General features: G+C 70.1%; 21 protein-coding genes and 1 pseudogene. 17 read left to right on the forward strand and 5 right to left on the reverse strand.

The annotated features are described in order from the left end of the window. Positions 1-199: 199 nt before the first annotated feature. Together HWW87_RS14000 and HWW87_RS14005 are read right to left on the reverse strand one after the other, a co-directional pair. Positions 200-613, reverse strand: a pseudogene (locus HWW87_RS14000) (MFS transporter); the annotation flags it as partial. Between the two features lie 293 nt (positions 614-906). Further along, the gene (locus tag HWW87_RS14005; RefSeq protein WP_175820773.1) at positions 907-1,803 is read right to left on the reverse strand and encodes a LysR family transcriptional regulator; all 897 of its coding nucleotides are present in this window, start codon (positions 1,801-1,803) and stop codon (positions 907-909) included. 148 nt (positions 1,804-1,951) lie between these two features. Between HWW87_RS14005 and HWW87_RS14010 the strand changes: the two genes are divergently transcribed. The 15 genes from HWW87_RS14010 to HWW87_RS14080 all read left to right on the forward strand — a co-directional run bounded on the left by HWW87_RS14010 (position 1,952) and on the right by HWW87_RS14080 (position 18,496). Then, positions 1,952-3,223, forward strand: coding sequence for an MFS transporter (locus HWW87_RS14010; RefSeq protein WP_175820774.1), 1,272 nt, complete (start codon positions 1,952-1,954; stop codon positions 3,221-3,223). A gap of 71 nt (positions 3,224-3,294) precedes the next feature. Then, complete coding sequence (locus HWW87_RS14015; protein ID WP_175820775.1) at positions 3,295-4,197, forward strand: amidohydrolase family protein; 903 nt, start codon at positions 3,295-3,297, stop codon at positions 4,195-4,197. Next, a complete protein-coding gene (locus tag HWW87_RS14020; protein ID WP_174386202.1) occupies positions 4,194-5,081 on the forward strand; it encodes an oxaloacetate decarboxylase in 888 nt (295 codons plus the stop codon). Before HWW87_RS14015 ends, HWW87_RS14020 begins: the two co-directional genes overlap by 4 nt. Before the next feature lie 64 nt (positions 5,082-5,145). Next, positions 5,146-6,474, forward strand: coding sequence for an MFS transporter (locus HWW87_RS14025; protein WP_175820776.1), 1,329 nt, complete (start codon positions 5,146-5,148; stop codon positions 6,472-6,474). 174 nt (positions 6,475-6,648) lie between these two features. Next, on the forward strand, positions 6,649-8,061 hold the full coding sequence (locus HWW87_RS14030) for a lysine 2,3-aminomutase (protein ID WP_175820777.1): 1,413 nt from the start codon (positions 6,649-6,651) through the stop codon (positions 8,059-8,061). Next, on the forward strand, positions 8,058-9,203 hold the full coding sequence (locus tag HWW87_RS14035; protein ID WP_175820778.1) for an FAD-binding oxidoreductase: 1,146 nt from the start codon (positions 8,058-8,060) through the stop codon (positions 9,201-9,203). The genes HWW87_RS14030 and HWW87_RS14035 overlap by 4 nt, the downstream gene beginning before the upstream one ends. Then, complete coding sequence (locus HWW87_RS14040) at positions 9,200-10,555, forward strand: SidA/IucD/PvdA family monooxygenase (protein ID WP_175820779.1); 1,356 nt, start codon at positions 9,200-9,202, stop codon at positions 10,553-10,555. The genes HWW87_RS14035 and HWW87_RS14040 overlap by 4 nt, the downstream gene beginning before the upstream one ends. Positions 10,556-10,570: 15 nt before the next feature. Further along, positions 10,571-11,836, forward strand: a complete 1,266-nt coding sequence (locus HWW87_RS14045; RefSeq protein WP_175820780.1) for an ATP-grasp domain-containing protein — start codon at positions 10,571-10,573, stop codon at positions 11,834-11,836. 13 nt (positions 11,837-11,849) lie between these two features. After that, entirely contained in the window at positions 11,850-13,445 is a 1,596-nt protein-coding gene (locus HWW87_RS14050) for a methionine--tRNA ligase (RefSeq protein ID WP_175820781.1), read from the forward strand. Beyond that, positions 13,442-14,623, forward strand: a complete 1,182-nt coding sequence (locus tag HWW87_RS14055; RefSeq protein WP_175820782.1) for a CoA transferase — start codon at positions 13,442-13,444, stop codon at positions 14,621-14,623. Before HWW87_RS14050 ends, HWW87_RS14055 begins: the two co-directional genes overlap by 4 nt. Next, positions 14,610-14,960 carry a cupin domain-containing protein gene (locus HWW87_RS14060; RefSeq protein WP_174386210.1) on the forward strand — a complete coding sequence of 117 codons (351 nt, stop codon included), beginning with the start codon at positions 14,610-14,612 and terminating at the stop codon, positions 14,958-14,960. The genes HWW87_RS14055 and HWW87_RS14060 overlap by 14 nt, the downstream gene beginning before the upstream one ends. Continuing rightward, positions 14,950-16,107, forward strand: coding sequence for an FAD-dependent oxidoreductase (locus HWW87_RS14065; RefSeq protein ID WP_175820783.1), 1,158 nt, complete (start codon positions 14,950-14,952; stop codon positions 16,105-16,107). The genes HWW87_RS14060 and HWW87_RS14065 overlap by 11 nt, the downstream gene beginning before the upstream one ends. Then, complete coding sequence (locus HWW87_RS14070; protein WP_059241116.1) at positions 16,059-16,982, forward strand: AEC family transporter; 924 nt, start codon at positions 16,059-16,061, stop codon at positions 16,980-16,982. Before HWW87_RS14065 ends, HWW87_RS14070 begins: the two co-directional genes overlap by 49 nt. 70 nt (positions 16,983-17,052) lie before the next feature. Further along, positions 17,053-17,964 (forward strand): amidohydrolase family protein, encoded by a 912-nt coding sequence (locus HWW87_RS14075; RefSeq protein ID WP_175820784.1) that lies wholly within the window; start codon positions 17,053-17,055, stop codon positions 17,962-17,964. A 61-nt stretch (positions 17,965-18,025) separates the two neighbouring features. Continuing rightward, complete coding sequence (locus tag HWW87_RS14080) at positions 18,026-18,496, forward strand: hypothetical protein (RefSeq protein WP_175820785.1); 471 nt, start codon at positions 18,026-18,028, stop codon at positions 18,494-18,496. Positions 18,497-18,536: 40 nt separating this feature from the next. Here the strand turns inward: HWW87_RS14080 and dhaL are convergent, their stop codons facing one another. Continuing rightward, positions 18,537-20,237 carry a dihydroxyacetone kinase subunit DhaL gene (dhaL, locus tag HWW87_RS14085; protein WP_175820786.1) on the reverse strand — a complete coding sequence of 567 codons (1,701 nt, stop codon included), beginning with the start codon at positions 20,235-20,237 and terminating at the stop codon, positions 18,537-18,539. A 252-nt stretch (positions 20,238-20,489) separates the two neighbouring features. Further along, on the reverse strand, positions 20,490-21,626 hold the full coding sequence (locus HWW87_RS14090) for a sigma 54-interacting transcriptional regulator (protein ID WP_175820787.1): 1,137 nt from the start codon (positions 21,624-21,626) through the stop codon (positions 20,490-20,492). A gap of 453 nt (positions 21,627-22,079) precedes the next feature. Here HWW87_RS14090 and msuE point away from each other — a divergent pair, with 453 nt between their 5' ends. Both msuE and sfnG read left to right on the forward strand, forming a co-directional pair. Continuing rightward, the gene (gene msuE / locus HWW87_RS14095; protein WP_175820788.1) at positions 22,080-22,640 is read left to right on the forward strand and encodes an FMN reductase; all 561 of its coding nucleotides are present in this window, start codon (positions 22,080-22,082) and stop codon (positions 22,638-22,640) included. 36 nt (positions 22,641-22,676) lie between these two features. Further along, positions 22,677-23,780, forward strand: a complete 1,104-nt coding sequence (gene sfnG, locus HWW87_RS14100) for a dimethylsulfone monooxygenase SfnG (RefSeq protein ID WP_174431122.1) — start codon at positions 22,677-22,679, stop codon at positions 23,778-23,780. 63 nt (positions 23,781-23,843) lie between these two features. On the opposite strand, the gene HWW87_RS14105 is transcribed toward sfnG, so the two are convergent. Beyond that, entirely contained in the window at positions 23,844-24,491 is a 648-nt protein-coding gene (locus HWW87_RS14105; protein ID WP_175820789.1) for a LysE family translocator, read from the reverse strand. Between the last annotated feature and the right edge of the window lie 9 nt (positions 24,492-24,500).

Genomic DNA, 24,500 nt, shown 5'->3' on the forward strand with positions numbered 1-24,500 from the left:
GATCGAGCTTGTCAGCGATTGTAGTGACGGCCGGCACACGCCAACAGCGCTGCACGTGGGCACATCGTGTTGTCCGGGCGGCAACAATCCGGCAGCAGCTTCAGCCGCCCGAAATGCGCATTGCCCGCCGTTCGTTGCCGGACGGCGGGCAATGCAAGGGATGCCGTTTATGGGAAGCCGGGCGCCGCCGGCGTGCGGGTCAGCCCGGTTGACCGGGGAGCGTGTCGCCGCGCAGCGAACACCCGCGCGTCTCGATCACCGCCGGCAGCGCGACCAGCCCGACCGCGCAGGCGGCCATCATGTAGCACGCAGGAATCAGCGCGTTGCCGGTCTTGCCGATCAGCCAGTCGTTGACGATCGGCGCGGTGCCGCCGAACAGCGACGTCGACACGTTGTACGCGATCGCCATGCCCGCATACCGGACGTGGGTCGGGAACATCGCCGGGAACATCGCGGAAATGGTGGCGAGCTGCGGCACGTAGAGCACACCGAGCACCGCGAACCCGCTGAAGGCGCCGAGCGGACCGTGCGTCATCAGCGTGAACATCGGCACGGCCGCGACGAACAGCCCGACGAGCGAGATCCACCACATCGTCTTGCGGCCAAGCCGGTCGCCGAGCGGCCCCCAGAACAGGCCGCCGAGCGGGCGGATCAGGAACGAGATCGCGAACGTGCCGAGTGCGAACAGCGTCGCGCTCGCGGTGTTGCCGGGAAACAGCGCGGCGGAAACGGAAGTCCACGATGGCACGTATCGCATGAGGGATCCTCGCTATCAGCATGCGCCCGGGCGGGCGCCGACGAGGATCAAGGTAATCCCGCCAATTCGCAATGCCGGATGTCATAGGACGATGTGGGGATCGGGTTTTTCCCGTGCCGGGGCGGCCCGTGTGCCGGCGGGCCGGATGCTCAGGACCGCGTATCGGCCGACGGCAGCAGCGCGGCGAAACGGTCCGCGAGCGTCGGGCGCGACCGTGCGGGCCAGATCGCGCTGAGTTCGAAATTCGGCAGCGCGGCGCCGTCGCGAATCGGGCTGTATGCGACCCCGTCGAACGCGAACGCGTGGATCGAGCGCGGCAGCAGCGACACGCCGCAGCCGGCGGCCACGCAGGCGACGACGGTCAGCGTGCGGTTCACGTCGAGCACGATGTCCACCGGATGACCGGCCTGGCGGAACGCGCTGAGGATGCCCGCGCGGATCAGCGGCAGCTGATCGTGCGGAAACCACACGAGGCCGGCCGCGGCGAGATCGGCCAACGTCACCGTGCCGTCGGGCTGGTGCGGGAACGCCGTCGGCAGCACGGCGACGAGCGGGTCGCGCCGGATCAGCTTCTCGCGCATCCGGCCGTTGACCGCGACCGGCGTATGCAGCAGCCCGATGTCGATCTCGCCGCGCTCGAGCGCGATCGCCTGCTCGGCATTGCTCATCTCGCTCATCACGAGCTCGACGTCGGGCGCGCTTTCGCGCAGCCCCCGGATCGCGCGCGGCAGCGTATCGAACAGCGCCGCGCTGACGAAGCCGATGGTCAGGCGCCCGGCGCGCTGTGCACCGATCTCGCCCGCCCGGTGCGCGGCCGCGTCGAGCCGCGCGACGCTCAGGCGCAGGTCGTCGACCATCGCGAGCCCGGCCGGCGTGAGCGTCGCGCCGCGCCGCGACCGCTCGAACAGCCGGACGCCCAGTTCCTTTTCCATCCGGTTCAGCGCCTGGCTGAGCGCCGGCTGCGCGATACCCAGTTCGCTGGCGGCGCGCGTAAAGCTGCCGGAATCCGCGATCGCGAGAAAGTAGCGGACGTGCCTGATTTCCATAAGCGTGCGTTATGAATAATTATTCGAATCATAGTAGCGAATTATCCAAATGATTCATAGGATGCACATCGGGCGTTGTCGAACCCGGCCGCGCCCCCGGTAGCGGCGCGATCAGGCGACGCACGGCGACGACACGAGGAGACCTCCGTTGACCTGGATGCGCGAACTCTCGACGACCGAACGGCGCACGTTGCGCGGCTGCTTTGCGGGTTGGGCGCTCGACGGCCTCGACACCCAGATGTTCAGTCTCGTGATTCCGGCGCTGCTCGCGACCTGGAGCATCGGCAAGGGGCAGGCCGGCCTGATCGGCGGCGCGACGCTCGTGTCGGGCGCGCTCGGCGGCCTGCTGGCCGGCGCGATCGCCGATCGCTACGGGCGCGTGCGGGCGCTGCAGATCACCGTGTGCTGGTTCTCCGCCTTCACGTTCCTGAGCGCGTTCGCCCAGAACTTCGAGCAGTTGCTGGTGCTGAAGGCGCTGCAGGGGCTCGGCTTCGGCGGCGAATGGACCGCGGGCGCGGTGCTGCTCGCGGAGACGGTCGGCGCGCGTCACCGCGGCAAGGCGATGGGCGTCGTGCAGAGCGCGTGGGGATTCGGCTGGGGCGCGGCGGTGCTGCTGTACATGATCGTGTTCGCGTGGCTGCCGCCCGAGTGGGCGTGGCGCGTGCTGTTCGCGATCGGCGCGCTGCCCGCGCTGCTGGTGCTGTATATCCGCCGCGCGATTTCCGAGCCGCCGCGCGCGCAGCCGGCGCCCGCGCAGACGGGCGATGCGTCGACGGTGGGCATCTTCGACCGGTCGGTGCTGCGCACCACGGTGGTCGGCGGCCTGATCGGCGTCGGCGCGCACGGCGGCTATCACGCGATCACGATCTGGCTGCCGACCTACCTGAAGACCGAGCGGCACCTGTCGGTGCTCGGCACCGGCGCGTATCTGGCGGTCGTGATCGTCGCGTTCATCTGCGGCTGTTTCCTGAGTGCGTACCTGCAGGACCGGATCGGCCGGCGCCGCAACGTGATGCTGTTCGCCGCGTGCTGCGCGGTGATGGTGAACCTGTACGTGTTCCTGCCGCTGAACGACGTCGCGATGCTGCTGCTCGGGTTTCCGCTCGGGCTGTGCTCGGCCGGCATCCCGGCGACGCTCGGCACGCTGTTCAACGAGCTGTATCCGCAGCACGTGCGCGGACGCGGCGTCGGCTTCTGCTACAACTTCGGCCGCATCGTGTCGGCGGGCTTTCCGGTGCTGGTCGGGCGCATGGGCGAATCGCTGCCGCTCGGCACGGCGCTCGGCATCGACGCGGGCATCGCGTACGGGCTGGTCGTGATCGCGGTGTGGTTCCTGCCGGAAACGCGCGGGCGCCGCCTGCCCGATGCGGCCGCCGGGCCGGGCGCCGACGGCGACGCACGCGCCGGCGCATCGCTGTAGTTTTCGTCTTTCGTTCATTCCGTCGCCTGTCGCCCGCTGCCGGGCCGGGCACCTCTTGCAGGCAAGTCGTCATGGATCGAGCAGTGAATCCGCCGGTCGAACCGGTTTCAGCGGCGCCGGACCCGGCCGCGTGGTACGCATCCCCGGCGGCCGTCGCGGCGGTCGACGCCCATGCGCACGTGTTCGCGCGCGGCCTGCCGCTTGCGCCGGTCGTGCGCCATGCACCCGACTACGATGCGTCGCTCGACGCGTACGTCGCGCATCTCGCCGCGCACGGCATCACGCACGCGGTGCTGGTGCAGCCGAGTTTTCTCGGCACCGACAATGCGTTCTTCGTCGACGTGCTGCGGCGCTACCCGAGCCGCTTTCGCGGCGTCGCGGTGGTCGATCCGGTGATCGACGACGACGCGCTCGCCGCGCTGGACCGCGCGGGCGTCGTGGGCATGCGGCTCAATCTGGTCGGCCTGCCGATTCCGGATTTCGGCACGCGGGTGTGGCGCGCGCTGTTCGCACGCATCAATGCGCTCGGCTGGCATGTCGAGATTCATCGCGACGCGGCCGACCTGCATGCGATCGCCGCGAGCCTGCTCGCGCAAGCGTGCACACTCGTGATCGACCATTTCGGCCGCCCGTCGCCGACGCTCGGCGAACGCGATCCCGGCTTCCGTCACCTGCTGTCGCTCGCCGATACCGGACGCGTGTGGGTCAAGCTGTCGGCCGCGTACCGCAACAGCCTGACCGGCGACGGTACCGATACCGCGCTCGGCGCCGCGCAGGCGCTGCGCGGCGCGTTCACGGCCGAGCGGCTCGTGTGGGGCAGCGACTGGCCGCATACGCAGCATCGCGAGCGTGTCGATTTCGGCGCGACCTGCGCGGCGCTCGAACGCTGGCTGCCGGACCCCGGCGAGCGCACGCGCGTGCTGCGCGACTCGCCGCGCACCCTGTTCCGTTTCGACCAACGAGGCCTTGCATGACCGATCACACCGCCCTTCGTCGCGCCGCGTTCCGGCGCAGCATCGCCGCCCGCCAGGGGCTGCTCGTCGCCGGCACGTTCAATGCGCTGAGCGCACGGATCGCCGCCGATCTCGGTTTCGGCGCGCTGTACCTGAGCGGCGCCGGCGTCACCAACATGTCGCTCGGCCTGCCGGATCTCGGCTTCGTCGGGCTCGGCGAGCTGGCCGAGCACACGGCGCGCGTGCGCGACGCCGTCGGTCTGCCGCTGATGGTCGATGCCGATACCGGTTTCGGCAACGCGCTGAACGTGCTGCACACGGTCCGCACGCTCGAGCGCAGCGGCGCGGACGCGATCCAGCTCGAGGACCAGGTGCTGCCGAAGAAATGCGGCCACTTCGCGGGCAAGGAAGTGATTCCGGCCGCGGAAATGGTCGGCAAGCTGAAGGCGGCCGTCGATGCGCGCGTCGATCCGAACCTGCTGATCGTCGCTCGCACCGATGCGGCCGCCGTGCACGGCATCGACGACGCGATCGAGCGCGCGCACCGCTATGCGGAAGCGGGCGCCGACGTGCTGTTCATCGAGGCGATGGATACGCCGGAGGACGTCGAACGACTGCCCGCGCTGTTCGACACGCCGCAGCTCATCAACATCGTGATCGGCGGCAAGACGCCGACCCGCTCGCGCGACGAACTGGCGCGCCTCGGCTATGGCGTCGTGCTGTATGCGAATGCGGCGCTGCAGGGCGCCGTGCACGGGATGCAGGCCGCGCTGACCGCATTGCGCGACACGGGCCGGCTCGACGAAAACCCCGCGCTCGTCGCGCCGTTTGCCGAACGGCAGCGGCTCGTCGACAAGGCGCGCTTCGACGCGCTCGACGCACGCTACGCGGCCGGGCAGCCGTAAGGCCGGCATGCGGCACGGGCGGCCGCCTGCCGGCCGCCCGAAACAGAACGAACAGGAGACAACCGTGGCAACTTCCCCAACCGGGGCGGCCGACGCGCCGCCGCGCATCGGCTCGATCGTCGGCGGGCTCGCCGGCAACCTGATCGAGTGGTACGACTTCCTCGCGTACAGCATCTTCTCGATCTACTTCGCGCCGTCATTCTTTCCCGCCGACCGGCCGACCGTGCAACTGATGAACACCGCGGCGATCGCGGCGGTCGGCTACGTCGCGCGGCCGGCGGGAAGCTGGCTCGTCGGCCTGTACGCGGACCGGCACGGACGCAAGGCCGCGCTGACCAAGTCGGTGCTCGCGATGTGCGTAGGCTCGATGCTGATCGCCGTCACGCCCGGCTACGCGACGATCGGCATGCTCGCGCCGGCGCTGCTCGTCGCCGCGCGGCTGCTGCAGGGTCTCAGCATGGGCGGCGAATACGGCACCAGCGCGACCTACCTGAGCGAGATCGCACCGCCGAACCGGCGCGGCTTCTACGTCGGCTTCCTGCAGGTGAGCGTGGTCGCCGGCCAGCTCGTCGCACTCGGCCTGATGCTGGCGATGCAGCGGATCTTCGCCGGCACGCACGACATCGAGCGCTGGGGCTGGCGGATTCCGTTCTTCGTCGGCGGCGTGCTCGCGCTGTTCGCGCTGTACATGCGCCGCAACGTCGTCGAGAGCGACGCGTTCGTCGCGAGCCGGGCGCGTGCGGCGAAGACGCGCGTGACGGCCGATCTCGCGGCCCACTGGCGCGAATTGCTGCTTGCGATCGGCATCACGATCGGCGGCACCGTCGCGTTCTATACGTACACCGTCTACATGCAGAAATACCTGGTCAACTCCGTCGGCCTGCACAAGGAAACGGCGACCTGGATCTGCACGCTCGCGCTGCTGCTGTACATGCCGCTGCAGCCGCTGTTCGGGCTCGTGTCGGATCTCGTCGGGCGCCGGCCGGTGCTGCTGTGGTTCGGGTTCGGCGGCACGCTGCTGTCCGTGCCGATCTTCACGGCGCTCGCGCACGTGCACGAGCCGCTCGCCGCGTTCGCGCTGGTGTTTGCCGGGCTCGTCGTGCTGAGCGGATTCACGTCGGTACACATGCTGGTCAAGGCCGAGCTGTTCCCGCCGCAAATTCGCGCGCTGGCGGTCGGGCTGCCTTATGCGCTGACGACGGCGATCCTCGGCGGCACGACCGAATTCGTCGCGCTGCGGCTGAAGGCGGTCGGCAACGAGACGATGTTCTTCTGGTACGTGGCGGCCTGCGCGGCGATTTCGCTGGTCGTGTACTGGCGGATGCCGGAAACCCGTCCGGCAACGCGCGAACAGGTGGCGCGGCCGGCGGTGGGCGTCGCCGCACCACGCTGAATTGGTGCGAAGCCGCATGCGAAACGCTTATGGATAAATAACACCGGCGTAATGCTTCGCCGCGGCGATTGCTTCTAGTATCTGCAGAACGCCGACGGGCTGCCTGGCCGTCGGCGCGGAGCAGACGAGACACACGACACACATTAGTACATCTAAAAAAATGGAGTCGAGTCAATGATCGAACTATCCGAGGGCCAACGGATATCCACGCACGACGGCGCGCCGGGCGGCGCGCCGCCGCGGCCGTCGATCCCGGTCCATCCCGTGTTCAAGGCGTACAACCGGTCGAAGCTGGACGACATCCCGCAGCTCGCGATGCTGCCGCCGCCGATGCGCGAGCAGATCGGGTTGGTCGCACGCGTGCTGCCGTTCAAGGTCAACCGTTATGTCGTCGAGCAGTTGATCGACTGGACGAACGTACCGGACGATCCGCTGTTCCGGCTGACGTTTCCGCAACCCGACATGCTCGCGCCCGACGATCTCGGGGAGCTGGCCGTGCTGTCGCGCGACGCGGCGCGCCATGCGGACCTGGACGCGCTGGTCGGGCGCCTGCGCGCGCGGATGAACCCGCATCCGGCGGACCAGCGGCTCAACGAGCCGGCGCTCGACGGCGAGCCCTGCCCGGGCATCCAGCACAAGTATGCGCAGACGGTGCTGTACTTCCCGAGCCACGGGCAAACCTGCCATGCGTACTGCACGTTCTGCTTCCGCTGGCCGCAGTTCGTCGGCGACGCGTCGCTGAAATTCGCGTCGAGCGAAGCCGCGCGGCTGCACGCGTACCTGCGCGCGCACGGCGAAGTGACCGACCTGCTGATGACGGGCGGCGATCCGATGGTGATGAGCGCGGCGCGCCTGCGCGAGTATCTGATGCCGCTGCTGGAGCCGGGGCTCGAGCATGTCGGCAACATCCGGATCGGCACGAAGGCGCTGACCTACTGGCCGTACCGTTTCGTCAGCGATCCGGATACGCCCGAGCTGCTCGCGCTGCTGCGCACGCTGATCGATGCCGGGCGCAACGTGACCGTCATGGCGCACCTGAACCACTGGCGCGAACTGTCGACGGAGATCGCCGAGCAGGCCGTGACGAACCTGCGCCGCATCGGCGTCGTGATCCGCTCGCAGGGGCCCGTGCTGCGCCATATCAACGACGACGCGGAAGTCTGGCGGCGCAACTGGGTCGGGCAGGTGCGGCTCGGCATCGTGCCGTACTACCTGTTCGTCGAGCGCGATACGGGGCCGCGCGGCTATTTCGAGCTGCCGCTCGCGCGGGCACTCGACCTCTACAACACCGCGATCGCATCGGTGTCGGGGCTTGCGCGCAGCGCGCGCGGCCCGTCGATGAGCGCAGGCCCCGGCAAGGTCGAGGTCGCGGGCACGCTCGAGCTGCAGGGGCAGCGCTACTTCCTGCTGAATTTCCTGCAGGCGCGCGATCCGCGCTGGCTGCGCCGGCCCTTTCTCGCGAAGTATTCGGCGACGGCCTGCTGGCTCGACCAGCTCGAACCGCCGGATGGCGAGCCCGCGTTCTTCTTCGATGCGCCGTACCGCGCATTCGTCGACGCGCATCGACACCAGCCGGAGCACGCATGAGGACGCCCGGCACACGAACCGCCGACGTCGCGATCGTCGGCGGCGGCTACACGGGGCTGTCCGCCGCGATCCACCTGGCGGAGCAGGGCGCGACGGTCGACGTTTGCGACGCTGATCCGCCGGGCGACGTGCCGAGCGCATTCAACTTCGGTTCGGTCGCGAGCGTCGCGCCGGCGTTGCCGCGCGGCCCGGTTTCAGCCGCGCACGCGCAGGCCGCCGAGCGTACGGCGGCGCAGGCCATCGCGTACCTGAAGCGCTTCGTCGACGACCGCAACCTCGCATGCGGCTGGGCGCATCCGGGCCACATCACGCTCGCGTGCGACGACGCGTCGGCGGTGCAGCTGGCGCACCGGTTCGAGCACTACGCGGCACAGCAGGATGCGTGCGTCGGGTGGCTCGACGCGCAGGCGGTCACGCAGGAAACCGGCGCGGCACACGCGATCGCCGGGCTGCTGAACCTGCGCTTCGCGTTGATCCGGCCGCGCGCGCTCCGCGATGCGATGCGGATGCGGGCCGCGACGCTCGGCGTGCGGATCCGGCGCGGCGCGCGCGTGCACGCCGTGCGGCTTGCGTCCGGAGCGGCCGTGCTCGACCTCGGCGGCGCGACGCTCGACGCCGGCACCGTGCTGGTGTGCGCGGAGGACGCGTGGCCGCTGCTGCCGGCCGACGTGCGCCCGCCGCTCGAACGCTACGGCACGCACCTGCTGGCGACCCGCATCCTCGACGACGTGGCGCAGCGCCGCATTTCGCGGCAGCCGCGCGTGTACGGCACGCTGTCCGCCGACAAGGACTATTTCCGGCTCGACGACAGCGGGCGGCTGCTGTTCGGCAGCCGGCTCGGCCTGTCGGCCGATATGCCGCCCGCGGGCGTCGAAGCCGCATTGCGCGCGCGGCTCGCCGCGTATTTCCCGGCGCTCGAGCACGTGGGCGTCGAACACGTGTGGTCCGCGCCGCTCGGCTTCACCGCGCTCGGCGTGCCGCACGTCGGCATGGCCGGGCGGCTCGGCTGGTGCGGCGGCTATTGCGGCAGCGGGATCGCCACGGCCGTTCACGGCGGCGCGGCGCTGGCCGCGCGCGTGCTCGGCCACGCCGACGACGTTGCCTTTCACGATTCGATCACCGGTGCCGGGGAGGCGCGATGAACACTTTCGAATTCCAGACGCTCGACGGCGCGAAGCCGCGGGCATTTGCCGGCGAAGAAGTCGACGTGCTCGGCATCGGCGTCGGTCCGTTCAACCTGAGCCTGGCGGCGCTGCTGGCGCCGCTGGACGGCCTGCGTTCGCTGTTCGTCGAGCGCCGGCCCGAGTTCCGTTGGCATCCGGGGCTGATGCTCGCCGATTCGTCGCTGACGACCAGCTTCCTGAAGGACCTCGTGACGCTGGCCGACCCGTGCAGCCGCTACTCGTTCATTGCGTTCCTGCAACGCACCGAACGGCTGTACTCGTTCGCGAACGCACGCTTTCCGACCGTGCGCCGCCGCGAGTTCGAACAGTACATGCAGTGGGTGTGCGCGTCGCTCGACAACCTGCGGTTCGACTGCGAAGTCGAAAGCGTCGTGCGCGACGGGCGCGCGTTGCGCGTCACGACCTCGCATGGTGTCGTGCGCACCGCGAACCTGGTGGTCGGCGTCGGCCTGCGCCCGACCGTGCCTGCCTGTGCGCGGCCGCACCTGGGCTCCGACGTGCTGCATTCGTCGCAGTTCTGCACCGTGCGACCGGCGCTCGCCGGCCGGCGCGTCGCGATCGTCGGCGGCGGCCAGAGCGGCGCCGAGCTCGCGCTGCACCTGCTCGGGCTGACGGGCGACGCCGCGCCCGCGCACATCGCATGGCTGACGCGGCGCGAGAACTTCCTGCCGATGGACGACTCGCCGTTCGTCAACGAATGGTTCGTGCCGCAGTACAACGAACATTTCTCGCGGCTGTCGCCGCAGCGCAAGCGCGACGCGCTGGAGACGCAGCGCCTCGCGAGCGACGGCGTCACGTTGCCGCTGCTGACGGCGATCTACCAGCGGCTCTACGAGATCACGCACCTCGAGGGGCGCCCCGGCCATTGCGCGCTGATGCCCGGCCGCAGCATGGCGAACCTGCACCGCGCGGACGGCGGCTTCGTGCTGAGCGTCGACGACGGCACCGGCGTGCATGCGCCGCTGCATGCGGACGTCGTGCTGCTCGCGACGGGCAGCGAATTCCAGATGCCCGGTGCGCTCGAATCGCTGCGCTTCGAGATGCACACGCGCAACGGCGCGCCGGAACTCGACGACGACTATGCGGTGCGCTGGAACCGGCCGAGCGCCGCGCGGATTTTCTTCCAGAACGCCGCGCGCACGACGCGCGGCATCGCCGACCCGAACCTGAGCCTTGCCGCGTGGCGCAGCGGACGGATCGCGAACGCGATCGCGGGCGCGTCCATCTACGAGGTCGGCACGCCGCCCGGATTCGTCGACTGGCCGCACGGCGACGCGCCGCAGGCCACCACCCAACAACTCGTGAACTGACAGGAGCACCCCGCCATGACCCATGCACCGGCCATGCTGTATCTCGACACACGCGCGCTTCCGGGCGAGCGGATCGCCGAAATCGACGCGGCGCGCAGCCTCGGGCTCGACCTCTATGTGGCGACGCCGACGCCGGACGCGTTCCGTTCGTTCGGCTGCGCCGGCATCATTCCGACGCGCCTCGGCGATTACGACGCGGCCGAGCGGACGATTCTCGATTACCTGCGCGAACATCGCGTCGAGCTGTCCGGCGTCGTCGCGTGGAAGGATCTCGAAGTCGTGCTCGCGAGCCGGCTGTCGCATCGGCTCGGCCTGCGCGGCACGGCGCCGGACGCCGCGCTCAACGTGCGCGACAAGGCCGCGACTCGCCGCGTGCTCGACGCGGTGCCGAACGCGAACCCGCGCTATGCGGTGGTCGGCAGCGAAGCCGAATTCACCGCCGCGCTGAAACGGATCGGCGCGCCCGCGCTGCTCAAGCCGGCCGGCAACTCCGGCAGCCGCGGCATCTTTCCAGTCGATGCGCACGCCGACCCCGTCGAGGTCTATCGCGCGTTTCGCGCGTACAACTCGCCGGAGAAGGGCGAGATGTTCAGCCTGTACGGCGATCACGCGCTGCTCGAGGAGCAACTGACGGGCAGCGAGCATTCGGTGTCCGGCGTCGTCGCGCACGGCCGCGTCGCGATCAACGCGATCATCGACAAGACCTTCGACCGGTCGATCCCGATCCAGTACGAGAACGTGACGCCGTCGCTGCTGCCGGCCGACACGCAGGCGGCGATCCGCGACATGGTGCGCGCGGGCGTCGCGGCGACCGGCATCGACTGGTGCGGTTTCCACGCGGACGTGATGGTGACGCGCGACGGCCCGAAGATTCTCGAGATCGGCGGGCGGCTCGGCGGCGAGTTCATCAACTCGCATCTGATCCCGTACAGCGTCGCGGGCTTCTCGCCGTACCGCACCGTGCTCGATCTCGCGCGCGGCGCGATCGACGGCCCGCTCGACGACCGGCTCGGCACCGCATCGACGCGCGCGGGCCAGCGTATCGTGATGCCGCCGGGGCTCGGCCGCATCGCCCGCGTCGAGGGCTTCGAGCGGCTGTGGCGGCGGCCGGAACTGCGCTTCCTGCAGGTCGTCGCCGGCAAGGGCGCGCAGATGGCGTTGCCGAAGGACGTGTTCAAGGCGTACGAGATCGCGTACCTGATCGCACAGTGCGAGCTCGACCGCGACATCGTGGCGCTGCTGCGCGAACTCGCGGCCGACGTGACCGTCACGCTGGACTGACCCGGAGGCCATCATGCCGATCGACACGATCCGCGACCCGCGCCACTACCTGCTCGTACCCGCGATGCCGGCGCCGAACGGGCGCCTGCACCTCGGTCATATCGCGGGCCCGTACCTGCGGCTCGACATGCTCGCGCGCCACCTGCGCAGCCGCGGCGAGGTCGCGCGCATCGCATGCGCGAGCGACCCGTACGATTCCTACATCCCGCTGCGCGCCGGGCAGGCCGGCATCGACGCGGCGGCGCTCGCGCGGCAGAGCTGCGCGGGCATCGTCGACGATCTCGCCGACATGAACATCGACGTCGACCTGTTCGTCGATCCGCTCGGCGATGCGCATCACGACGCGTACCTCGCCGCGCACGACGGGCTCGTCGCACGGCTGGCCGCGCAGCGGCGCGTGTCGACGGTGCGCGAGCGCCTGCCGTATTCGGCCGCGCGCGACGGTTACGTGACCGGCAGTTTCCTGCTCGGCCGCTGCCCGCAGTGCGCGCGCGACGTGTCGGGATTCTTCTGCGAGGACTGCGGCGCGCATTTCCAGCCGGAGGACGTGCGCGAACCGTCGGCGCGCTGGGGGGAGACGCTCGCGATGCGCGAGCAGGACAACCTGTTCTTCGACATCACGGATCCCGCCGCGCTGCTCGCGCAACTGACCGGCACCGAGACCGCAGCGGTGTTCGTCGACATCGCACGCCGCCATCTGGCGCGCGACGGCGCGCGTTTCCGCCTGACGAGCCACGCCGGCTGGGGGTTGCCGTATGTGCTCGACGGCGAGCCGCGCACGCTGTTCGGGCACGGGCTGCTGTTCGGCGCGATCCGCTTCGTCGGCGATCTCTATGCACGCAGGCACGGGCTGCACGCCAACCCGTTCGATCGCGATTCGGACGTGATCACCGTCAACGGATTCGGGATCGACAATTGCGTGTCGCACCTGGTCGGCATCCAGGCGATGGCAATGGCCGACGGCGTGTCGAAGCCGTTCGACCGCTTCGTGATCAATCATTTCTACACGCTGGAAGGGCGTAAGTTCTCGACCAGCCTGCGCTGGGCGATCTGGGTCGAGGATCTCGCGGCGCGCACGCGCGTGCCGGCCGACGCGGTGCGCTTCTTCGTCGCGTCGACCAACCCGGTCGACGCACGCACGGACTTCGACCGCGATGCGTTCTGCCGCTTCGTGAACGGGCCGTACGCGACGGTGCAGCGGCATGTGGCCGAGGCGATCGGCGAGCCGCTCGCGGCGCGCGTGCCGACCGACGAGACGGCGCGGGCAGCCGAGGCGGCGTGGCGCGACGCGCAGCGCGCGATGGCTTTCGCGACGTTCGACCCGACGGCGCTGGCCGGCATCGTCGAGCGCTGGAGTGCGCGCTTCGGCGGCGCGCGCGCGGCCGGTGACCTGTACGGCTGGACCAAGGGTTTCGCGCTGCTCGCGTGGCCGCTGATGCCGGCGCTCGCGCAGACCGCGTGGCGTGCGCTCGGATTGCGCGGCGAGCCGAACGCGGGCGACTTCGCGCGGCTGTCGTCGCCGGTCGTCACGCCGCTGGCGAACTTCGACCCGGTCACGCCGGGCGATCTGGCGGCGGTCCTGCCGCCCGGCATGCGGGAGGTCGCATGATGGAAGGCGCACTCGAAGGGCTCGTGATCGTCGACCTGACGCGCGTGCTGGCCGGCCCGTTCTGCACGATGCTGCTGGCCGATCACGGCGCGCGCGTGATCAAGGTCGAGCGGCCGTCGACCGGCGACGATGCACGCGCGTACGGCCCGTGGTACGGCGGCAAGTCCGCGTATTTCGCGTCGCTCAACCGCGGCAAGGAGAGCATCGCGCTCGACCTGAAGGACCCGTCCGATCGCTGCGTGCTCGATGCGCTGCTCGAGAAGGCCGACGTCGTCACCGAGAACTTCCGGCCCGGCACGATGGCGCGCATCGGCTACGACTGGGACACGCTGCACGCGCGCTTCCCGCGCCTGATCTACGGCAGCGCATCGGGGTTCGGCCATACCGGGCCGTATCGCGACCACCGTGCATACGACATGATCGTCCAGGGGCTCGGCGGGATCATGAGCGTGACGGGCGAGCCCGGGCGCATGCCCGTGCGGGTCGGGCCGTCGATCGGCGATCTGGCGGCCGGCCTGTTCCTGACGACCGGGCTGCTGATGGCGCTCGTGCGGCGCGGTCGCACCGGGCAGGGCTCGAAGGTCGACATCGGCATGTTCGACTGCCAGCTCGCGCTGATGGAGTATTTCATCGGCCGTTACTTCGCGACCGGCGAGGTCACGGGGCCGGTCGGCAGCTATCGGCCGGCGATCGCGCCGCCGTTCGGCGTCTACCGCGCGGCGGACGGCCCGCTCATCATCGCGGCCGGCAACGACAAGCTGTTCCGGCTGCTGTGCGACGCGCTCGGCGTGCCGGCGCTCGCGGCCGATCCACGCTTCGCGGGCGGCGAGGCGCGCAAGGATCACGAGGCCGAACTCGAACGCATGCTCAACGGGCTGCTGGCGGCGCACGGCGTCGAGGCCTGGTGCGAGCGCTTCGCGCGCGCGGGATTGCCGGCCGGCCCGATCAACCGGGTCGACCAGGCCGTCGTTCATCCGCAGACGGCCGCGCGCAACATGCTGATCGACGTCGACGATCCCGACGTCGGCCCGTATCGGCTCGTCGGGACGCCGATCAAGATCTCGGGCTGCCCCGATCCGGCCACGCGCCGGGCCGCGCCGGCGCTCGATCGAGACCGCGACGCGATTCTCGCGGAACTGGGCCTCGTCGGCGAGGAGGTGCACGATGAGCGCGCGTAAGTTTCCGCACGTCGGCGCGTTGCCGCCGGAGTCGCATGTGCGTGGCGTCGTGTTGCGCCAGGCCGATTTCGCCGGGCTCGGCGACGGCGAGATTCCGTTTCGCGGCGGCCTGTTTACGGTCGAGCCGAACTGCACGTCGCGGCTGGATGTTCATGCGGTACGCGAATGCTGGATGATCGCGCAGGGCAGCGGCCGGCTGACCTACGACGGCGAGCCCGTGCGCGTGCGGGCCGGCGACGTGCTGTATTTCGAATCGCACCGCTCGCACCAGGTGCAGAACGACGGCGCGACGCCGCTCGTGATCAGCACCGTCTGGTGGCAGGCCGATGCGGGTTGATCTCGCGATCGTCGGTGCGGGCGTGACGGGGGCGACGATCGCGCACGTGGCGGCGCGGCATGCGGGTGCGTTGCGCATTGCCGTGTTCGATGCGCGGCCGGCCGTGCAGACGGCCACGGCGCTGTCGGCCGGCGTGATCACGCCGTTCTGCGGCAGCGGCGAGCGCCGCGCGCGATCGCTGGTCGCGAACGCGTACTACGGTGCGTGGGCGCGGGCCGGATGCTGCGTGCGCGCCGCGCCGTTCGCCTTCGTTGCGGACGCACCCGATGCGGGCGGCCCGTTGCTCGAGCCGCCGGTGGCCGACAATCCGCCGGCCGCTGTCGCCGCACTGCTCGGCGCGTTGCCGGCCGGCGCGCATCTGTGGCACAGCGGCCGCGCGTGGCTGGTCGACGTGCCGCGGCTGGTCGCGCACTACCTGACGGGCGCGCACGCCGTCGAGCGCTTCGATGCGCCGGTCACGCACGTGACGCACGATGCCGATGGCTGGACCGTCGTCGCCCACGGCGTGACGCTGCGCGCAGACCGGCTCATCCGCGCCAGCGGCCCGTGGCCGGCGGTCGACGGCGAGGCCGCCGGCGACGCGCGAACCGACATCGTCACGAAGAAGATCGTCGCGTTCGATGTCGACGGCCGCGGCTTGCCGCCCGCGCCGGACGCGCCGGTCGTCTACCTGCCCGACGCGCAGGCGTTTCTCGCACCGATGCATGCGCGGCGCGGCTGGCTGCTGAGCATCACGTCGCACGCGTGGGGCTGCGCTGCCGGCGCACGCGTCGCGCCGAGCGCCGCCGAGCGCGCCCTCGCGCACGCGCTGCTCGACCGTCATTTTCCGGGCCTGCGCGATGCCCATCTCGCCGCGCGCACGGCGGTCGACGGTTACACGGCCGACCGCAATCCGCGGGTCGCGCCGATCGGCCGCCACGGCTGCTCGGTGGCGGGCGCGTCGGGCTCCGGCGTGCGTTTCGCGCCTGCCCTCGCGTACGAGGCGCTCGCCGCCGTCGGGTTGCCGTTCGAACCCGATCCCGCGACGACCGCACCCGAGCCACTCCTCGGCACTCGGGCCGACCTGCCCGCTGCTTCCCTCTCCGAATCCGTCCAACCATGCATACCGAACTCGCCTGGATCGCCGTCGCACCCGCCTTCGCCCTGATCTGCATCGGCATCGCCGTGCGTCGCATCGCGCTGGTCGATGCGGCATTCTGGCCGTCCGCCGAAAAGCTCACCCACTACGTGTTGTTTCCCGCCTTCCTCGTGCATTCGATCGGACTGGCCGGGCCGCTCGACGCGTCGTCGAAATCGACGATCGTGCTGCTGACGGGGCTGACGCTCGCGGTGCTGGCCGCCGTCGTGCTCGGCTGCCGATGGTGTGCGGTGCCGCACGCGTCGTTCACGTCGATCGTCCAGGGCTCGATCCGCTTCAACAGCTACATCTTCCTGTCGGTCGCGTCGGGATTGCTGAGCCGCGCGGATTACGGGATCGCGGCGGTCGTCGTCGCGTACATGGTCGCGATCTCGAACACGCTCGTGCTGTTGTCGTTCGAGCATGGCCAGGCCGGCGGCCGCGGGCTCGTGCGGATCGTCGGCAAGGTGGCGGCGAATCCGCTGATCGTCGCGAGCGCGTTCGGGATCGTGCTGAACCTGACAGGCTGGCGCCTGCCCGCCGCCGTGGACCAGACCGTCGACGTGCTCGGCGGCGCCGCTCTGCCGTTGAGCCTGATCTGCGTGGGCGCCGCGCTGCGGCTGCCGCTGCCGCGCAAGGAGGCGGCACTCGTGCGCGCGGGGCTCGTGACCACCGCGATCCGGCTGGTCGGCTTTCCGCTGCTCGCGCTGACCGCGACGAAGGCGTTCGCGGTGACGCCGCTGTCCGGGAACCTGATCCTGCTCTATTCGGTACTGCCGTGCGCGAGCAACTCGTACGTGCTGTCCACGCAGTACGGCGGCAACCATCGGCTGATGGCGTTCGTCGTCGCGCTGTCGACGGTGCTGTCGTTCGTCCCGATATTCCTCGTCGCGCGCACGATGTAGGCTGATGCGCCGCTTCGCGGCCGGCGGGGCCGCGCCGTTCACCTCAATCGAAAAAATACAGGAGACACCCATGATTTCGAGGCGCTCGTTCAACCGCGCACTCGCCGGACTCGCGATGGCCGAGGTGCTGGGCGGCTGCGCCGGCGCGACGCCGGGCACACGCGCGATCACCGGCGTCGACGCGCATGCGCACGTGTTCCTGAAATCGCTGCCGCTCGTGCCGGGCCATCGCTACACGATCGCGTACGACGCGTCGCTCGACCAGTATCTCGCGATGCTCGACCGGCACGGCATGTCGAACGGCGTGCTGATCCAGCCGAGCTTTCTCGGCACCGACAACCGCTATCTGCTTGCCGCGCTGCGCGCGCAGCCCGCGCGCTTGCGCGGCATCGTCGTGATCGATCCCGCGCGCGATGCGGAGCAGGTTGCCGCATGGACGCCGCTCGGCGTACGCGGGATCCGGCTGAACCTGATCGGCGTACGCGATCCGGATTTCGCCGGCGCGGCGTGGCGCGCGCTGTTTCCGCTGCTGCGTGCGCATCGCTGGCAGGTCGAGCTGCATGCGGAGGCTGCACGGTTGCCGGCGCTGATGCCGCCGCTGCTCGATGCGGGCGTCGACGTCTCGCTCGACCATTTTGGCCGGCCCGATCCGCGGCTCGGGATCGACGATCCCGGCTTCCGCTACCTGCTGACGACGGCGGCGACCCAGCGCGTGTGGGTCAAGGTGTCGGGCGCCTACCGGAACGACCGTCCCGACCGCTGGCAGGCGTCCGGGCTGACGGCGATGCGCGCGCTGCGCGACGCGTTCGGTACGCAGCGGCTCGTGTGGGGCAGCGACTGGCCGCATGTCGGGTACGAGGCGGCGGTCGACGATGCGCTCGCGTACCGGTACCTGGCGACGCTGTTGCCGGACGACGCCGGACGCCGGCAGGTACTGGTCGATACGCCTGCGGCGCTGTACCGGTTCGACGGAAACGGTTGAGCGGGCAGCCGGCCGGGCCGCGTGTGGCAGAATCGCGGCGAGTCCCGTTCGCGATGCCATCATGACCCCGACCACGCCTTCCTCCGCATCCACTCGCGAGCCGATGAGCCGTGCGACCACCGCGCTGCTCGTCGCCAGCATGCTGTTCTATCTCGTCGCGATGTTCACCGCGCCGTTTCGCACCGGCGCGCCGAATCCGCATCCATGGGCCGATGGCTGGGAGGTGCTGCTGACGGGCTGGACGGGCGTGCTCGTCGGCATTTATGCGTGGCTCGCGAATCCGCTCGTGTTCAGCGCGTGGTTACTGACCGTGAAGCGCTTGCGCGTGCAGGCGGCCGTGCTGGCCGCGCTTGCGCTGCTGTTCGGGCTGAGCTTCCTGTCGCAGCACCAGATCATGGTCAACGAGGCCGGCAGCGTCGAGCCGGTTTATCTCGATGCAATCGGCTACTGGTGCTGGCTCGCGAGTTTCGGCACGGCGCTGGCCGGCGCGATGCTGTTGCCCGGGCGGACGAAGGCGCCAGCGGCCGGCTGACGCGCACGGTGCAGCCGACCCGCATCGCGCGCGCCGCCGTTCAGCGCACGTGCGGCTGCAACGCGCGCAACCAGTACGACACGGCCACCGCACCGCCATCCGGCGTGCCGATCGCGCGCTCGCCCAGATAGCTGGCCCGTCCCGCGCGCGGCGTCATGCGCGCCGTTTCCTCCGCGCCTTGCTCGGCCGCGTCGACGGCCGCCGTCCATGCGCTCGCGGGATCGCGATCGCTGTCCAGCGCGCGGCCGAATGCGTCGACGGCCGGCACCAGTGCATCGAGCATCGTCCGGTCGCCTGCGTGCGCGCCGCCGAGTTCGCTGATCGCATCCACCGCCGCGCGGAATGCCGCGGCCCAGTCGCGCGGCGACGGCTCGGCGATATCGGCCAGCCGGCGCGACGCGCGCAGCAGCGCGGTCGCATAGAACGGCCCGGAGCTGCCGGCAATCGCGCGGCGCAACGCCGCGCCGAGCGCCGCGAGCGCACCGGACGGCGTGCCGTACGCGGTATCGGGCAATTCGAGGATCGCCTGCGCGGCGCGCCGCATGCTCGCGCCGAGATCGCCGTCGCCGGCTGCCGCATCGAGATCCGTCAGCGTCTGCTCGTGGTCGATCAGCGTCTGCGCCACGGCGTGCAGCGCCGGTTGCAGGCGCGCGGCCCACGCGCGGCCGGCCGCATCGAGCGGCGGCGGCGGTGCGTCCTGCGACGCGGCCGCGGCCACGCGAATCTGCGTGTTCACGAGGCCGCCGCCCGGCCATGCGCGCGCCTGCGTCGGCGCGTCGAGCAATGCCGCGCGCTCGTCGTTCAGCCGCAGTACCGAGATCGAGCAGCCCGGCATGTTCAGCGCGGACAGGAACGTGCCGGCCCATGCGCGCGCGACGACGATGCCGCGCCGGCTCAGGTTGTCGAACGCGGCGCGCAGCACGATTGCGAGTTCCATGTCCGGCGTCGCGCCGAGGCCGTTGACCAACAGCGCGACGCGTTCGTCGCGGTCGAGCACGAGATCGGCGACGATGCTCGACAGCAGCGTGTCGGCCAGCGCATCGGCCGGCAGCGGCGCGCGGCGCTCGACGCCTTTCTCGCCGTGGATGCCGAGGCCCAGCTCGATCTCGTGATCGGCGAGGCTGAAGCCCGACTTGTCGGCGCCCGGGATCGTGCAGCCGTCGAGCGCGACACCCATCGTGCCGAGTTCGGCCGCCGCGTCGCGCGCGATGCTCGCGACGCGGGCAAGCGGCAGCCCGCGCGCGGCGGCCGCTCCCGCGAGCTTGTGGATCAGCACGGTGCCGGCGATCCCGCGCCGCTGGCCGCGTTCGACGCGGCCGCGCAGCGACACGTCGTCGGCGACGATGGCGGTTTCGACCGGAATGCCTTCCGCGCGCGCCAGTTCGGCGGCGAGCCCGAAGTTGAGCCGGTCGCCGGTGTAATTCTTCACGATCAGCAGTGCGCCGTTCGGGCCGGCGCTCGCGCGGATCGCGGCGAGTATGGCGTCGGTCGACGGCGACGTGAACACTTCGCCGCACACGGCCGCGCTCAGCATCCCTTCGCCGACATAGCCGCCATGTGCGGGTTCGTGGCCGCTGCCGCCGCCGGACAGGATCGCGACCGGCCGCTGCGACGGCTCGGGCAGCGGCCGGCGGACGAGCACGTGCTCGTCGCCGAGGATCGCGAGATGCGGCGATTGCCGTGCGATGCCTTCCAGCATTTCTCGCACGACGTCGGACGGGCGGTTCACAAGCTTTTTCATGGCGACGGGTTCCGGACGGGTGAACAGGGCTCGGCCGGGCGCGCACGGGCGCCGGACGGCTTTCGTGTTGCGGAGGATCGTGCGTGGCCTGTTGCCGGTCGCTGACGGTCGCATGACGGGCGACCGGATGCGGGGCGGGCAACGAAGCGTACGCTTCGCGCCACGATACATCAGGTTCGGACGTCGCGACACGGATCGCGGCGCGATGGCGCCATGGCGCCGGGGGTGGAGCGGCGGCGCGCTCCGGTGCCGCTATTTCAGCGCGGTGATCGCCTTCGCGCGAATCAGCCGCGCACGCAGCACATTGCGGCTGATGCCGAGCAACTGCGCGGCCCGGATCTGGTTGCGGTGGCTGAATTCGAACGCGACACGCATCACCGTGTCCTCGATGTGTTCGAACAGGTTGCCGTGCCCGTCGTCGAACAGGTCGCGCAGCGCGTGTTCGAGCGCCGCCTGTGCGTCGGCGGACGAATCGGCCGCAGGCGCGGCCACGGCCGGCACACACGGCGGCGCGATGTGCAGGTCGGTGTCCTGCAGCGCGTCGTGGCGGCTCACCAGCAGCGCGTGATGGATCACGTTCTCCAGTTCGCGGATATTGCCGGGCCAGCCGTGTGCCTCGAGCCGGCGCTCGGCGCGCGGATCGATCCGGCGCGGCCCGCCGCCGAGCCGGTCGCGGTAAATGTCGAAGAAGTGGCGCGCGAGCGGCAGGATGTCACCCGGGCGGTCGCGCAACGGCGGGACCGCGAGCTGCACGACGTTGAGCCGATAGAACAGGTCGCCGCGAAACTGCCCGGCCGCGACCGCCTGCTGCAAGTCGACGTTGGTCGCCGCGACCACGCGCACGTCGACCGGAATGCCCGTGCGCGAGCCGAGCCGCACGACCTCGCGCTCCTGCAGCACGCGCAGCAGCTTGACCTGCATCGCGAGCGGGAGGTCGCCGATTTCATCGAGAAACAGCGTGCCGCCGTGCGCGGCTTCGAACCAGCCGGGCTTCGCGCTGAATGCGCCCGTAAATGCACCTTTCTCGTGGCCGAACAGTTCGCTGTCGACGAGCGTTTCGGAGAATGCGCCGCAGTTCACCGCGACGAACGGCCCGTCGCGACGGGTGCCGAGCTCGTGCACGTGGCGCGCGATCAGTTCCTTGCCGGTGCCCGTCTCGCCGACGATCAGCACGTTCGCGTCGCTCGGCGCGACGCGGCGAACCTGTTCGAGCAGCGCGAGCGAACGCGGATCGGCGAACACCTGCGCATGCGCGCGGGCCGGCGCGTGACGTTCGGGCAGCGTGAGCACGGGCGCCGCGCGCTCTGCGGGCCGAGGCCCGGCCGGGTCGCGGGAAGCGGTGACGACACGAAGGTTGAGCGGGCGCGGCGATGCGGAAATGGAAGTCATGGCGATGAACCGTTGGATGGCCGGGCAAAGCGGGCCGGCTGCTGCGTGGTCAGCAGAGTGTTGAACGTTTCGCCGCGCGCGAAAAGCATCGATTTCTGATAACCAAAGCGCGATTGCTGCGGAACCAGCAATGGTGCGGAAGAGCGGCGGTGCGGCGACGTCCAGACATCGAATTCGGCGCTATCGCGTGTGGTGCGCTGCTGCCTGATCAGCAGCGCATCCGCAGACCCGCTGCACGGTGTTCATCGCAGGGCGGAATATCGATGTGACGTGCGAGCCGGAACACTTGCCACTGTCGCGTATTTGGCGAAGTGCCATTTCTGACGGGCGATGGCGAGAAGTTTCGTGATGCAGACGACCTTTCCGTCATGCACCCGCGCCAATGGCACGCTCCTTGCTGACCCGAACCGGTATCGCCGCACCGCACGCGGCTCCACCACGGGAACGCATGGCATGAGCCACACCCTCAACGTCGTCGCGATATCGGGCAGCCTGCAGCGGCCGTCGCGCACGCTGGCGCTGACCGACGCGATCGTCACGGCGCTCGGCGCGGCGCTGCCGATCGAGACGCGGCTGATCGAACTCGGCGAGATCGGCAGCCGGCTGGCCGGCGCGCTGACGCGCGCGCAGGTGCCGGCCGATCTCGATGCACTGATCCGCGCGATCGAGACGGCCGATGCGCTCGTCGTCGCGAGCCCGGTGTATCGCGCGTCGTACACGGGCCTCTTCAAGCATCTGTTCGACCTCGTGCGTCACGATGCGCTCGTCGACGTGCCGGTGCTGCTCGCGGCCACCGGCGGCAGCGAGCGTCATGCGCTCGTGATCGACCACCAGTTGCGCCCGCTATTCAGCTTCTTTCAGGCGCGCACGCTGCCGATCGGCGTGTATGCGTCCGAGAGCGATTTCGACCAGTACCAGATCGCGAACCCGGCGTTGCGCGAGCGCATCGCGCTCGCCGTGGACCGCGCGGTGCCGCAGCTGCGCCCGCATGCGCTTTCCGCCGCGGCCGCGTGAGCCGCTTTTCGTTTCCCCTTCGACCAGGACACCTTCATGAGCCTTCCCGACCCTTCCGCCGACGGCGTCAAATTCGCGTACTGGGTGCCGAACGTCAGCGGCGGCCTCGTCGTCAGCACGATCGAGCAGCGCACCGACTGGAGCCTCGAATACAACCAGACACTCGCGCGCACGGCCGAAGCGGCCGGCTTCGACTACGCGCTGAGCCAGATCCGCTTCACGGCCGGCTACGGCGCCGAATACCAGCATGAGTCGGTGTCGTTCAGCCAGGCGCTGCTGCATGCGACGACGAAGCTCAAGGTGCTCGCCGCGATCCTGCCGGGGCCATGGCATCCGGCCGTGGTCGCGAAGCAGCTCGCGACGATCGACCACATCTCGAACGGGCGCATCGCGATCAACGTCGTGAGCGGCTGGTTCAAGGGCGAATTCACCGCGATCGGCGAACCGTGGCTCGAGCACGACGAACGTTATCGGCGTTCGAAGGAATTCATCCAGGCGCTCAAGGGCATCTGGACCCAGGACAATTTCACGTTCAAGGGCGACTTCTACCGCTTCAACGATTACACGCTGAGCCCGAAGCCGGTGCAGAAGCCGCACCCGGAAATCTTCCAGGGCGGCAGCTCGCGCGCGGCGCGCGACAACGCGGCGAGCGTGTCGGACTGGTATTTCACGAACGGCAACACGCCGGAGAACCTGAAGGCGCAGATCGACGACATCCGCGCGAAGGCGGCCGCGAACAACCATCGCGTGCGCATCGGCGTGAATGCGTTCGTGATCGCGCGCGACACCGAGGAAGAAGCGCAGGCCGTGCTGGACGACATCATCCGGCATGCGCACGTCGAAGCCGTGCACGCATTCGGCGATGCGGTGAAGCAGGCCGGCAAGGCGTCGCCCGAAGGCGAGGGCAACTGGGCGAAATCGACGTTCGAGGATCTCGTTCAGTACAACGACGGCTTTCGCACGAACCTGATCGGCACGCCGCAGCAGATCGCCGAGCGGATCGTCGCGCTGAAGGCGATCGGCGTCGATCTCGTGCTGGCCGGGTTCCTGCACTTCATCGAGGAGGTCGAGTACTTCGGCAAGCGCGTGCTGCCGCTCGTGCGTGAACTCGAGGCGCAGCGGCAGGCCGTTGCCGCGTGACGCTGTGACCCGCCGCAAGCGCGCGGCCCGCGATCGTGCGGGCCCGCGCGGCGGCACGACGCATCACGCGATGCCCGCCATCTTCGATGCCTCGATCACCATTTGCACGCCGAGACTGCCGAGGATGATGCCCATCGCCCAGCGCTGCGCGAGCAGCAGCGTCGGGCGGCCGTGCAGGAACTTCGCGAGGCTGCTCGAGCAGACCGCCACCAGCCCGTTGGCCGATGCGAACGCGGCGATCAGCAGCGAGCCGAGAAACAGCGACTGGCCGAACACGCTGCCTTGCCCGTAGTCGATGAACTGCGGCAGCAGCGACACGAACAACATCGCGAGCTTCGGGTTCAGCACGCTGGTCGTCGCGCCCATCGCGAGCAGCCGCAGCGGCTGCTCGTTCGGCAGCGTCTTCACCTCGAACGGCGAGCGGCCACCGGGCCGCACCGCCTGCCAGGCGAGGTACAGCAGATAGGTTGCCCCGACCGCGCCCAGCACGCTGCCCGCATAGGGCACGCTCATGAACAGCGTCGTGATGCCGAACGCCGCGGCGAACATGTAGAACAGGTAGCCGATCATCACGCCGGCGAGCGACACGAGCCCGGCCGCCCGCCCTTGCGCGATCGAGCGCGACATCACGTAGACCATGTTCGGCCCCGGCGTGACCGCGAGCATGCCGCCGATGACGAGAAACCCGTAGAGCGATCCGGACGTGTGCATGTTTTCCGC

It is taken from the genome of Burkholderia sp. BCC0419 (assembly GCF_902830285.1).
Lineage (GTDB): Bacteria > Pseudomonadota > Gammaproteobacteria > Burkholderiales > Burkholderiaceae > Burkholderia.